The sequence below is a fragment of the Nocardia glycosmidis genome (assembly GCF_052545115.1).
Window position 1 is genome coordinate 80136 of sequence record NZ_JBQWRH010000022.1, and the last position, 11373, is coordinate 91508.

The 11373-nt window shown below is 65.1% G+C and carries 15 protein-coding genes; 7 read left to right on the forward strand and 8 right to left on the reverse strand.

Features of this window, described 5'->3' with window-relative positions:
- The first annotated feature begins 44 nt into the window (after positions 1 to 44).
- Positions 45 to 383 carry a hypothetical protein gene (locus ACT86A_RS23965; RefSeq protein WP_445094451.1) on the forward strand — a complete coding sequence of 113 codons (339 nt, stop codon included), beginning with the start codon at positions 45 to 47 and terminating at the stop codon, positions 381 to 383.
- Between the two features lie 181 nt (positions 384 to 564).
- Here the strand turns inward: ACT86A_RS23965 and ACT86A_RS23970 are convergent, their stop codons facing one another.
- The 5 genes from ACT86A_RS23970 to ACT86A_RS23990 form a co-directional block, all read right to left on the reverse strand.
- Positions 565 to 900 carry a YnfA family protein gene (locus ACT86A_RS23970; RefSeq protein ID WP_445094452.1) on the reverse strand — a complete coding sequence of 112 codons (336 nt, stop codon included), beginning with the start codon at positions 898 to 900 and terminating at the stop codon, positions 565 to 567.
- 263 nt (positions 901 to 1163) lie between these two features.
- Complete coding sequence (locus ACT86A_RS23975) at positions 1164 to 2195, reverse strand: Acg family FMN-binding oxidoreductase (protein ID WP_445094453.1); 1032 nt, start codon at positions 2193 to 2195, stop codon at positions 1164 to 1166.
- Positions 2196 to 2326: 131 nt separating this feature from the next.
- Complete coding sequence (locus ACT86A_RS23980) at positions 2327 to 2500, reverse strand: hypothetical protein (protein ID WP_445094454.1); 174 nt, start codon at positions 2498 to 2500, stop codon at positions 2327 to 2329.
- A 246-nt stretch (positions 2501 to 2746) separates the two neighbouring features.
- Complete coding sequence (locus ACT86A_RS23985; RefSeq protein WP_445094455.1) at positions 2747 to 4390, reverse strand: AMP-binding protein; 1644 nt, start codon at positions 4388 to 4390, stop codon at positions 2747 to 2749.
- 179 nt (positions 4391 to 4569) lie between these two features.
- Positions 4570 to 5370, reverse strand: coding sequence for a helix-turn-helix transcriptional regulator (locus ACT86A_RS23990; protein ID WP_445094456.1), 801 nt, complete (start codon positions 5368 to 5370; stop codon positions 4570 to 4572).
- A 142-nt stretch (positions 5371 to 5512) separates the two neighbouring features.
- Here ACT86A_RS23990 and ACT86A_RS23995 point away from each other — a divergent pair, with 142 nt between their 5' ends.
- The 3 genes from ACT86A_RS23995 to ACT86A_RS24005 all read left to right on the forward strand — a co-directional run bounded on the left by ACT86A_RS23995 (position 5513) and on the right by ACT86A_RS24005 (position 7156).
- Positions 5513 to 6010 (forward strand): ester cyclase, encoded by a 498-nt coding sequence (locus ACT86A_RS23995; RefSeq protein WP_445094457.1) that lies wholly within the window; start codon positions 5513 to 5515, stop codon positions 6008 to 6010.
- Positions 6007 to 6837, forward strand: coding sequence for an alpha/beta fold hydrolase (locus ACT86A_RS24000; RefSeq protein WP_445094458.1), 831 nt, complete (start codon positions 6007 to 6009; stop codon positions 6835 to 6837). The genes ACT86A_RS23995 and ACT86A_RS24000 overlap by 4 nt, the downstream gene beginning before the upstream one ends.
- Positions 6838 to 7018: 181 nt before the next feature.
- A complete protein-coding gene (locus tag ACT86A_RS24005; RefSeq protein WP_445094459.1) occupies positions 7019 to 7156 on the forward strand; it encodes a hypothetical protein in 138 nt (45 codons plus the stop codon).
- 317 nt (positions 7157 to 7473) lie between these two features.
- On the opposite strand, the gene ACT86A_RS24010 is transcribed toward ACT86A_RS24005, so the two are convergent.
- Both ACT86A_RS24010 and ACT86A_RS24015 read right to left on the reverse strand, forming a co-directional pair.
- The gene (locus ACT86A_RS24010; protein WP_445094460.1) at positions 7474 to 7671 is read right to left on the reverse strand and encodes a DUF397 domain-containing protein; all 198 of its coding nucleotides are present in this window, start codon (positions 7669 to 7671) and stop codon (positions 7474 to 7476) included.
- On the reverse strand, positions 7668 to 8558 hold the full coding sequence (locus ACT86A_RS24015; RefSeq protein WP_445094461.1) for a helix-turn-helix domain-containing protein: 891 nt from the start codon (positions 8556 to 8558) through the stop codon (positions 7668 to 7670). The genes ACT86A_RS24010 and ACT86A_RS24015 overlap by 4 nt, the downstream gene beginning before the upstream one ends.
- A gap of 475 nt (positions 8559 to 9033) precedes the next feature.
- On the opposite strand from ACT86A_RS24015, the gene ACT86A_RS24020 reads away from it, so the two are divergent.
- The 3 genes from ACT86A_RS24020 (at position 9034) to ACT86A_RS24030 (ending at position 10197) form a co-directional block, all read left to right on the forward strand.
- Entirely contained in the window at positions 9034 to 9336 is a 303-nt protein-coding gene (locus tag ACT86A_RS24020) for a hypothetical protein (protein ID WP_445094462.1), read from the forward strand.
- A 67-nt stretch (positions 9337 to 9403) separates the two neighbouring features.
- On the forward strand, positions 9404 to 9769 hold the full coding sequence (locus tag ACT86A_RS24025; protein WP_445094463.1) for a DegT/DnrJ/EryC1/StrS family aminotransferase: 366 nt from the start codon (positions 9404 to 9406) through the stop codon (positions 9767 to 9769).
- 14 nt (positions 9770 to 9783) lie between these two features.
- Complete coding sequence (locus ACT86A_RS24030) at positions 9784 to 10197, forward strand: NUDIX hydrolase (RefSeq protein WP_445094464.1); 414 nt, start codon at positions 9784 to 9786, stop codon at positions 10195 to 10197.
- Between the two features lie 349 nt (positions 10198 to 10546).
- On the opposite strand, the gene ACT86A_RS24035 is transcribed toward ACT86A_RS24030, so the two are convergent.
- The coding region (locus tag ACT86A_RS24035; RefSeq protein ID WP_445094465.1) for an aldehyde dehydrogenase family protein at positions 10547 to 11373 on the reverse strand (827 nt) is incomplete at its 5' end.

Consider the following 11373-nt stretch of genomic DNA (forward strand, 5'->3'; position numbering starts at 1 on the left):
ACGCGGTCGTCGCAACACTCTCGATTTGAGAGGTTGCGGCGATCGTGTCGTTTCAGGAGGATTTGGTCCGGTTCGGTGATCGGTTGGCGCGGCTGGTGGATTCCGGTGTGCCGGTGAAGGATGCGGCGTCCGCAGCCCGGCCCGGCGGTGGTTGCGAAATCCTGGGGGCGGCCGTGGCAGCGACCCTCGCCCGAGCGCCGGGCGATGACCTGGTCACCGCTCATCTGAGCGCACCGCTGCCGGTCGCGGGCGTCACGGAACCGCTGGCACGCGCCGCCCAGCGGCTGAACGGCCACGACGGCCCGGTCGTGGTCGCCCATGAGGGCCGAGCCATCACCCTCGTCGACGCGGTGCGGATCACCGCAGCGCTGCGGGAACCCTAAGAGCAACAAGGAGATTCGCGGCGAATTCGAGGAAGGCGGCGATGTTCGCTCGGCCCGGCGAGCTAGTCCACGCTGCCTCGGCCCCGAGAACGCGATCGAATGCCGGAGACCGATAGACACATGTGCTGCTGATCGCGTCGTCGCTGCACCGGAAGGTCACCGCACGTGTCACGGATCGCTGTCAGGTTGCGCGCGGCGCGTACATGATGACCGCCACCCCGACCAGGCAGATGAGAGCGCCGGTGATGTCCCAGCGGTCGGGCTGGAATCGGTCGGCCACCACGCCCCACAGCAGCGAACCTGCGACGAAGACACCCCCGTAGGCGGCGAGGATGCGCCCGAAATGAGCGTCGGGTTGCAGGGTAGCGACGAACCCATAGATACCCAGCGCGATAACTCCCGCTCCGATCCACTTCCCGCCGCGGTGCTCGCGTACGCCTTGCCACACCAGCCACGCACCGCCGATTTCGGCGAGGGCCGCCACCAGGAACAGAACTATCGAGCGCATCACCGTCATGGTGATCGAATCTACGAGCTCGTCGATGCGAGGCGGGTCAGCGCCTGGTTCAGTACCCGCTCATGTGGTCATGGTGCGGGGTGGACCACCGCGATCGGGCAGGAGGCGTACTGCACCAGAGTGCCGGCGGCGGAGCCGACTCGCAGCCATTACTCGCCCCCCTCAGTCGCCAGGCTGTGCAAGCTGCGTCGGCTGCGACAGCCACAACGGATTCGTCGTCCCTGGACCATCCGGGTAGGCCGTGTGCAGAATCTCGGATCGGATCACTCGTTCGGGGGCGGCGGGACGGCGTCGCGGCGGATGGTGAGGATCTCGCTGACCGGGCGCCGTGGTGTCGGCGGGCCGGGTTCCGGCTCGGTCGGTGCGACACCGACACGAACGATGACCTGCGGCACGCCAGCGCTCGAAAGCGCACTGTCGATCGCATTGCGGGCGGCGGGGAGTTCGGTGATGTGGGTCAGTGCGCAGGTAGCCAACCCTTCGGCGGTGCATTCCAGCAGTAGCGCGGAGAGCGCTTCGCCGGTGTGCAGCCAGTCCGCGATGGTATTGCCGGTCGAGCTGAGCACCAGCAGCCCCGCCTGGTCGTCGAGCTCGCCACGGCGCTCGGAGTGCGGCGCGGAGGGGAAGCTACGGGCGATCGGCACCCGCGCAGCCTCGGCGTCGGATATCAGCGCTGTGCGGGGCACTCCTTCTCTGGTCGACAAATGCCCTGCCCACCAATGCAGTTCGGTTCGATAGTCCATGTCGTAGTGGCGGGCGGCGGCGGCTTGCTCGGAGGCCGCGGCCAGCAAAGGGCGGGCGCTGTCGTCGAGCACGTCGAGTTCGACATCGTGCGGACTGGTCAACATCCTCGCGGTGTGTACCAGCTCGCTGAACCGATGTGGTGGGTACATCGGCAGCCGGTCGGTGCGGCGGCGCTCGATCGCCGCCGCGCGGGTCAGCACGCCCGCAGGCGGGTCGGGCCAAGCGCGGAAGGTGACGCGTGCCAGTAGATCGGGGCTTCGGCCCAGGTCGGGGACCCGCTGGGTGTCGGCGTGCCAGCCGCGTGCGGCCAGCACCGTGCGCAGGTGATGCAGCACCGCTCCGCAGCTGATGACCAGTTGCCTGCCTTGCGGGTCGGCTGAGACCAGCAGCCGGTCGTTGTCCCGGTAGAGGCGCAGTTCGGCACCGTCGAATTCCCAGCGCCACGGCTGAGTGTTGTGCACCGAGGGGGCGCGCCCGGCCAGCTCCACAGCCGCCACCAGCGCGGACTGATCCGGCACAGCCGGTGCAGTGTGTGCGTTGCTGTCGGTCATGACTCCAGTGTCGCGCCGCGCACCCCTGCTGAGGATGGGCATTGTGTCGCATCTCTAGGGCCGATCGTCACCTGCGCGTTCCCCGGTCGGGCCCCTACGGCGCGAGCGCTGCCGCTCGAAGACAAATTCGCTCATATCTGTCGCCGTACACGGTCGCTGTTATCGAGCAGACGTTGACGCGTCAGCCGTTCGCTGAGCTCGGGCAGGCTGCCGGCCAGGTCCTGCGCACATCGCCGCAGCGCCCGGCCGACCCGGGACCGGACAACCTGATTGCCGAACGCGAGGCAGAGCCGGTCGACGGTCACGTCGATCCAGCGGTTCCGGCGGCGTCGTTGCCAGGGATGTTGCTGATGGCTGCGTCGGTCACTGGCTCAGCATCCGTAACCCTCGCGGCTCGGCGCCAGGATCGCGAGTCCTGCGCCTCGCGGGGCTGCCACCGTGCGGGGTCAACTGCTGACCCCGCACAGTGGCCTGCACTCGCACGTGCGAGATGAAGTTTCGGCCGCGACCATTCCGCCTTGGATGCGGTGTCGGTCCGCACCCAGCTGACACTATTGCGCGTCCAGGACGAGGCGCGCGCTGATCTCGCGCATCTCGATCTTGCGGATCTTGCCGGTCACCGTCATCGGGAACTCCTCGGCAATGTGCACGTAGCGCGGGATCTTGAAGTGGGCGAGCTTGCCGGTGCAGAACTCGCGGACGGTATCGGCGTCCAATGGTGTTGCGCCTTCGCGCATCCGAATCCAGACCATCAGCTCCTCCCCGTACTTCGGGTCGGGCACACCGACCACCTGGGCATCGAGAATGTCCGGGTGGGTGTACAGGTATTCCTCGATCTCCCGCGGATAGATATTCTCGCCACCGCGGATCACCATGTCCTTGATGCGGCCGGTGATGGCGATGTAGCCGTCGTCGTCCATCGTGCCGAGGTCGCCGGTATGCATCCAGCGCGCGGCATCGATGGCCTCGGCGGTCTTCTCGGGATCGTTCCAGTAGCCGAGCATTACCGAGTAGCCACGGGTACACAGCTCGCCGGGCTCGCCGCGCGGCACCGTCCGCCCGGTGACCGGGTCGACGATCTTGACCTCCAGGTGCGGACCCACCCGGCCGACGGTGGCGGTGCGCTGGACAAGGCCATCCGCACGGCGCGTCTGGGTAGATACCGGCGACGTCTCGGTCATGCCGTAGCAGATGGACACCTCCCGCATACCCATGCGTTCGATCACCTGCTTCATCACCTCGACCGGGCACGGCGACCCGGCCATGATCCCGGTGCGCAACGACGAGAGATCGTAGGTGCGGACATCGAGTTCGGCGAGTTCCGCGATGAACATCGTCGGCACCCCGTACAGCGAGGTACAGCGTTCAGCGGCAACGGTTTCCAACGTCGCTCGCGGATCGAACGACGGGGCCGGAATCACCATCGCGGCGCCGTGGCTGGTAGCGGCGAGATTGCCCATCACCATGCCGAAACAGTGGTAGAACGGCACCGGAATGCAGATCCGGTCCTGTTCGGTGTAGCCGCACAGCTCGCCGACGAAGTATCCATTGTTCAGGATGTTGTGGTGGCTCAGTGTCGCACCCTTCGGAAAACCCGTTGTCCCCGAGGTGTATTGGATATTGATCGGGTCGTCGGCGGAGAGTTTCGCCTGCGCGTCGAGCAAGTCCCGGCGATCGGCGGTGCGCCCGGCGGCCGATAGCGCGGTCCACTCCGCGGAGCCCAGCAGTACCACCTGTTCCAGCTGTGGGCAGTTCGGCCGGACTTCCTCGATCATCGCGGCGTAGTCGGACGTCTTGAACGTCCGCGCCGCCACCAGGGCGCGGATGCCGGCCTGGCGCAGCACGTATTCCAGTTCGTGGGTGCGGTAGGCCGGGTTGATGTTGACCAGAATCACGCCGATCTTCGCCGTCGCGTACTGCACCAGTGTCCATTCCGCGCAGTTCGGCGCCCAGATGCCCATCCGGTCACCCGCACCGAGACCGGCTGCGAGCAAACCGAGCGCCAGCGCATCGACCTGCGCGACGAATTCACGATAGGTCCAGCGGATGCCGGTTACCTGATCGATCAGGGCGTCCCGGTCGGGGTGTGCGGCGACTGTGCGGTCCAGGTTGTCGCCTATGGTGTCACCGAGTAACGGTGCGTCCCATACCCCGAAGGAATAGCTCGTCGGCCGCGGCTGGTCTGTGGTCCTCATCACATCGATAGTATCCACATGACATCCCGAACCGACTACCCCCACAAAGGGGGTACACCGTGGCCCCAACTCCGGGTGGTGGCGATCGCATCAGGCGTCCCGGTCTTATTTATGCGAAAGCCGAAGCGGCACAAAGCCTGTCCCGAATCCGAGGGACTTCGCCCCTCGGCGGGGCGTCGCTACGCGACTCCGGATGTGTCGGCCGGGAAAGAGTCGGCCGTGGGCGGCTCCCGCCACAACACGGCCAGTTCGGTGCGTGAGTGAACTCCGCACTTGGCAAGGACTCGAGTCACGTGCTTCTTCACCGTCGACTCGCACACGTCGAGGCGACGGCTGATCGCGCGGTTCGACCAGCCGTCGGCCACCAGCCGGGCGACCTCGTGTTCGCGGATCGTCAGCGGCGTCTGGTCGACCGACGTGGTGGAGTGCCGAAGCTGCGTGCGCAGCAGGTAGGTCAGGTGCGGGCGCAACTCGGCGAGCAGGGCGCGGTCATGGCTATCGAACTCGCGGTCGCCGACAGCGAGGATCCCGACGAATCCCTGTACGGGTAACCCGGTGTCGAGCCACAACATCACTTTGTCGACGATGCCGACCGGTTCGAGGAAGGAAACGACGTACTGCTCCTGCGGCGGTGTGAGGGGCCCGTCGAGCAGATGTGGCAGACAGGCCATCCCATAGGCGCGCAGAAGCCCGCGGGCCTTGCGCGCAGCGAACACGTCGTTGCGGGCGAAGCGGGAAAGGTACTGGTCGATCAGTGGTTCGGCGATGCCGTAGGTCATCGGGTCGCGCAGATCGATCTGTGACGAGGGGTGTCGGCCGAGAAAGAAGGTGAGGTGTTCATACCCGAAGTTCTCGGCCAGCGACTCCAGCAAAATCGTGCGGAACGAGTCGGCATCCTCTGCTTCCTGGCACCGGCGAAGCACTGCCAGAATCCGCCGGTAGTCGCCCGGTCCCAGCCCGCAGCCGCGGTTGTCTGTCATGGACACAACTCCGAGCATCGCTGTAACGGGCGTCACATGCAAGGTGGTCGACATTCCACCTTCGGGCCATGGCGCCGTGGGTGTGGTGGATCCAGACTTTGTTCAGCGAGATCCCTCGCCCAGAAGATTCGAGGAGTGAGTCATGCCCCTGTCGGACGCCGCAAAGGTGCGGATGCAACGGGAGACGGTCGCGAACCATATGGCCGGCGAGAACGCCCACGACTGGGACCGCGTGTGGGAGACCTTCATTCAGGACGAGAGGACGCACTACGACGTGATTCCGTTCGCCGCCCGTTACGAGGGCTTCACAGGCGTGCAGGACTTCTACGCCGCGTTCGAGTCCTCTTTCCCTGACTTCCAACTCGCGGTGAGTCACGAGTACGACGTACCCGGATGCTCGATCCGTGAGGTCACCGTCACCGCTACCCACAAGGGCGAGTTCGCGGGCGTCGCCCCCACCGGAAACCGGGTCTCCTTCGAGCTCGCAGCGTTCTACCTCTTCGGCGAGTCCGACGACGAGGCCGGAAAGCTGCTGGTCGAGCGAGTCTACTTCGACACCGAGACACTACTGCGGCAGTTGCGTGGCGAAGAAGGCGCGACCGGGGTCGGCCTGATCGAGGACGGCAAGGTCGGCTCATGACGGTCACCACCGAGCACGCGCTGGCCGTCGAATCCAGCGACGGTACGACACTGCACGTTCGCTGCTACGGCGAACCCGACGCCCGTCCCGTGGTGTTCCTGCACGGGCTGGGCATGGACGGCCTGGTGTGGCTGCACCAGATCGGCGCACTGCGCCGGGACTACCGGGGCGTTGCCGTCGACCTGCGAGGGCACGGCCGCTCGGGGGCTCCCGCGGATGAGAGCTACAGCGATGCCGACCAGTGGGCGGACGACTTACATGCCGTTCTCGGCCGTTTCGACCGGCCTCCCGTCGTCGTCGGCTGGTCGTACGCAGGCATGATGGTGGGCGACTTCCTGCGAAAGTACGGCGAGGACCGTCTGGCAGGCGTGTACCTCGTCGCTCCGCTGCGCAAAGTCGGCACCGCCGAAGGTGTCGACCTGCTCGACGCGGCGTTCCTCGAACTGGTCCCGGGACTGCTGTCCCACGACCTCGAGACATCGGTGTCGGCAACCGAGCGGTTCCTCGACCTGGTGACCGCGCACCCGCTCGCGGATCGAGCGCGGTACGAGCGGCTGGGGGCGGCGCTGAGCGTGCCGGCCGAGGTCCGCTCGGCGATGCTCGCACGGGAGCAGGACAACGACGATGTCTGGCGCGAGCTCACCATCCCGCTCGGTCTCGGCTACGGGACCGATGACCGCGTTATCAAGGACATCTCGGCTCGTGGGCTCGCCCAGATCGCACCGACGACTCAGGTGGACGAGCACGCCGGCGCCGGCCACGCGGTGTTTCTCGATAGTGCGGAGAAGTTCGCCGCCGACCTCGACCGCTTTCTCGGCACAATCTGACCGATCCCGGTCCGTTCCGGGCGGATCGGGAATCCGAGATCGCCCAGCGGCCGAGATCGTGGATAACGCCTTCATGACCGGAACCACCGCTGCGGTCAACGGCGGAATGGCCATGTACTGAGGGGGCCGCGACCTGGACCGCGACGTCCACTGCGTCGTCCGACCACCCGGCGACTACAGCATGGATCTGCGCCACCTGCACGACGACGAGATCGACGCCGCCTTCGTCGGCAGCACGACGGCGCTGGAGGCGATAGCCGCCGTGCTCGGCGTGCCCGCGACCATCACCGCAGCAGAGTTCTACTGCACCACACTCTGACAAGCCAGCCCGAGAACCCCACGAATGGCAAGGCCTTTCGCCTGCGCGACTGCGACGCAACCGAGCGAATCAGATCGACGACCTCAGTGGGTTCGACGACCGTGCGCGGGTCTTGGCTGAGCAAGTCGATGAACTTCGGCCCCGCACCGGGCAGGATCACTGGTCAAGGCCATCCATGTCCTACAAGATCGCGAAATCCGCGCCACATGGGGCTCGGGGACTCGCCGGGTGCTCGTACCAACTTCTCACATGCGTGAACTGTCCTGGATAGCAGAAGACCCCCGGCGACCCGGGGGTCCTCGCAGTGGTTGACCTCGCTAGGGCTGGCTGAACTCGCCGTCCCGCGCGCCAGCCAAGAAGGCATCCCATTCGGCCGGGGTGAACGCGACCATCGGGCCGGTGGGGTTTTTAGAGTCGCGGACCCCGACGACCTGGCCCCCGTCCAAGAAAGCGACCTCGACACAATCGGCCTGGTTGCCGCTGTAGCTCGATTTGAACCACTGGGGGCTACTCACTGTTCATGCTCCTTCGCCACACTCCGAATCAGCGATCGGCTAGCATCCTCGCTCAGCGCTCGCCGACCTAGCTGTAGGGTAGCGTCCTCGTACAGGGCGATATCGTCGGGCTTTTCCAGGTATGCGCAGCCACTGAACCCCTCCAGGTACACCACTGGAGGTGCCCCGGTACTAGCGAATCGCAGCAAGGCGTACTGCCCGATCGGATGCCCCAAGGGCATCCCGACATCGAACGGCAGGATTCTTATCGTGACGTTGGGACGCTTGCCGATCTCGGCAAGGTGTCTCAGCTGCTCGGTCATGACTGCGCGGCCCCCAACGAGGCAGCGCAGCGCCGCCTCGTTCATGAGTACATCCAGCGCCAGGGGGTCGAACTTGCGAGTCATCAGGTTCTGCCGCTTCAATCTCAGGTCCAGCACGCGCCGACGTTCCCCCTCGGTGCTGTCCGGCATCCTGTTCAGAATCAGCGCCCGCGCGTAGTCCGCGGTCTGGAGTAGTCCGGGCACTTGCGAGGGCTGATACGTGGTGAGTCCTGAAGCGGCTGATTCGAGCCCGACGTAGACATCGAAGGTCTCGGGGATGACATCGCCGTAGGCGTGCCACCAACTCTTTTCATCAGCCTTCAAGAACAAACCCACCATTGCGGATGTCGATTCCTCGGGCATCTCGAGCACCGCGCAAAGCGCCCGGATGTCCCGGACCTTCAGTCGCGTGGGTACACCCTTCTCCAAACGTTGCAGCACCGAAGCGCTGATCTCGGACTCTTGAGCGGTCCGTTCTATGGTGTCGCCCAACGCTTGGCGTGCGGCTCGAAGGTAGCCGCCCAACTGCCTACCGGCCAGTGTCGAGCCTGAGTCAGACATCCATCCTCCACCGTAAATCTCCACCCGTACTGGGTATTCCGACATAACGAACTGGGTTTCGGGGTCGGGCGAACTGGGTTTTGCCCTCGATTCCCATGCTAGTTCGAACTGGGTTCTCCAGTAAGGGTTATGCGGCAAGGGTTTCCGTGGTGTGCTGGTTGTGCGCCCAGGGACCAACAAATTGCCGAGACATAGCCCCCGACCGGCGGAAAGTGTTGACACAACCCCGGGCGCAGCCACTCTCACGGAAGGAACGACATGGCTAGCGCGAGTGCAGCACTACCTCAACGGAAACCGTTCCCCAGGGTCCACGGCCTCGTACGCACTCTGCCACTTGCCGACTTGGAACTTTACGTCGCCGCCCTCAAAGCGTGGGCGGAAGCTTCCGAAGCTCCCGGAGGCGGGGTGTGCGCTCCCCCGCCTTCGGGAAAACCAAAGCCCTCGGCCGAATCATGACCGATGACGACCCAACCCAGCGCGCCGATGGAGAATGAATCCATTGACTGACAGAGCAATCGGGTTAGTGCATCTCGGCTTGGCTGTGGAAATCCACGGCGACCGTGCATGGATCGAACGTACGGCGCGAACGGGCGGATACGAGCTTGCAGGGATTCTGGCGATCGACGAAAACACCTATATGCCTATCACTTTGATCGTCGGCACCGCCGCCGCAGCAAAAGCTACGGTAATAATTGCGCCGGATATCGGCTACTTCGGAACCGGGTACCAGGCGATTACCACCGCGTGTTCCTTATTGCTGCCAACCGGAATTGTGATGCGTGCCCCGAAACGCAAGTTCTGATATCGACGCAGAGGAAGCGAATGCCAAGCGGAGGGCAATAAAGTCGGTGATCTATTCAGTAGTGGCAGTGAAGGATTACGACGAACGGTTCGCCGACTTGGAGGTCGTGCGGCCGTTGCGGCGACGAGTGGGGGTGCGGCACGTGCACCATCTCTACATCGTCGATCTCGACGTGGTCCGGTTGAGCATCGACCGGGACAAGTTCATGGCGGCGCTGCGGGAAGAGGGCATCAAAACCGGCATCCACTTCATCGCCCTCAATCAGCAGCCCTACTACCAGCGTGAGCATGGCATGACCGAGCAGACGGCATCGCAGGCCAGCGCGGTGTCCGACCGTATCCTGAGCCTGCCGTTGTATCCCGCGAGGACCGAAGCCGACGTCGATGACGTCGCGGCGGCGGTCCGCAAACTCGCTATCGCCTACCAGTGCTGAAAGGAATCACCCGTATGGCGAAGAAGGAAGGCACCCAGATCATCATGGTCAACCCGCGCAACGAGGTCCTGATGTACCTGCGCGACGACAAACCGCACATCCTCTACCCCAACCAGTGGAGCCTGCTCGGCGGGATGATCGAGGAAGGCGAAACTCCGGCCGAAACCATCATCCGCGAAATCGAGGAAGAGATCGGGATCACGCTCGACCCGGTGCACGTGCAGTTCCTGTGCACGCGGGATCTGGACTTCGGTATCGAGCACACCTTCACCGCCGAGGTGGACTTCGAGATCGAAGACGTGACACTCGCCGAGGGCCAGGGCCTGCGCTGGTTCACCGAAACCGACGCCACGACAACCAAGTTGGCCTACGCCGACAACGCGATCCTCGAGACGTTCTTCGGCTCACTGGAGGCAAGCGCACGGTAAAATCGCGTCCAGTGCCGTCCGCCCTCAGCGACCGAACCTTCCGAGGCGGACGGCACCGGTTCAAAGATCGGCGAACTGGGCGAGTGCCGCTTGGCATAGGACCGATCACACCCGCTGGGTACCTACCCGGCATGATCCGAATCGCTGGCCCTTCGACCGTCAGGGTATTCGGGTTAGGGAGCGTTGGACCCCGCCGTCGGCGCGCATCCCAACGCCGTGTCCGGGGTTCGCGATGACCGGTTTGTCAGAAGACCTGAATTCCGGAATTCCGGCGACGATCAGAGTTCACCCGCGACGACGAGAGCGTGAATGCCGCGGTCAGTGACCGCAATCCCGGCGGACAAGGCGCTCAACCGTTGATGATCCGCGGCTCGGCAACCGATTTGAGGCCCTCGACACCGAATTCGAGTCCGTAGCCCGAACTCTTCACGCCGCCGAACGGGATCCTGGGGTGCAGGGTGCCGTGCGAGTTGATCCAGACGGTGCCGGCCCGCAATCGCGCGGCAACCGCTCGTGCCGCGGCACGGTCACTCGACCACACCGAGGCGCCCAGTCCTGTGTCGAGCCGGTTTGCGCTCGCGATCGCGTCTTCGATGTCGGTGTACTTGATGACGGGCAGGGCCGGGCCGAACTGCTCTTCGTCGACCAGCGGCACACCGTCCGCGACGTCGGCGATGATGGTGGTGCGGAAGAAGTTGGCGCCCAGTTCCGGAGCGGGCTCGCCGCCGGCGACGACCCGGCCGCCGCGAGCCTTGGCGTCATCGACCAGGCGCTTGACGATGTCGAACTGTTGGGCGTTCTGCAAGGGGCCGAGAACATTTCGCTCGTCGAGCCCATAGCCCATCGGCATCTGCTCCGCCACCGCGGCGAGCGCGTCGACCACCGCGTCGTAGTTGGATTCGTGCACGTACAGGCGCTTGAGCGCCGCGCAGGTCTGGCCGGTGTTGATGAACGCGCCCCAGAACAGGCCCTCGGCGATCGCCGCCGGATCGGCATCGGGCAGCACGATGCCTGCGTCGTTGCCGCCCAATTCGAGCGTGAGGCGGGCAAGGTTGCTGCCCGAAGCTTCGACGATCTTACGGCCGGTGGCGGTCGATCCGGTGAACATCACCTTGGCGATGTCGGGGTGGGGGGGGGGCCCCGCCCCCCCCGCCCCCCGGGCCGCGGACAACCGCC